The organism is Pseudomonas edaphica (genome assembly GCF_005863185.1).
In the GTDB taxonomy this organism is placed as follows: Bacteria; Pseudomonadota; Gammaproteobacteria; order Pseudomonadales; family Pseudomonadaceae; genus Aquipseudomonas; species Aquipseudomonas edaphica.
Genome location: NZ_VBVZ01001138.1, coordinates 1 through 550, shown reverse-complemented (window position 1 = coordinate 550; position 550 = coordinate 1). Strand labels below are relative to the sequence as shown.

The window sequence follows — 550 nt, the reverse complement described above, 5'->3', positions numbered from 1 at the left end:
AAGCGAGGGGCCGAGTGGTGGGGCACAGACCTTTTGGTTACTTTTGGGGCGTTTGCCAAAAGTGACCCGCTGTAAGAGCGGAACCAATAGAAGCCGTTACCGCAGCAACGGATATGCCCCCCACATAAGCAATCAAAAGGCAAAACACGAACACCCAAACGCCCCCCAAAAACCTTGAAAATCGCTGACAGGAACGCTCGAAAGCCGCGCCTTCTCATGCCCATGGGCATGCACACCACAAGGCCCACTGCATTGATGCACCTGCGCCTGTAACGGCGAACTCGGCCGCCAATGCCCCGGCACCTTGACCACCGGCGACCAGTCCGGCAACACCGGCACCTGCGGCGGCGCGAAATCTTCAAAGTCGCCAGCGCCATACACCACCTTGCCGCCCACCACCGTCAACACCGACTCAATCCACTTGATCGCCTCTTCATCAACACTGAAAAAGTCCGCCGACAACGCCGCCACATCCGCCAGTTGCCCAACCTTGATCTGGCCCTTCTTGCCCTGCTCCGACGAGAACCAAGCGCTGCCGTGGGTAAACAGT

Annotated in this window: 1 protein-coding gene; it reads right to left on the bottom strand. The window is 58.7% G+C overall.

The features are described 5' to 3' along the window. Nucleotides 1–132: 132 nt before the first annotated feature. A partial coding sequence (locus FEM54_RS33705; protein ID WP_138454416.1) for an amidohydrolase family protein occupies nt 133–550 on the bottom strand: 418 nt, incomplete at its 5' end.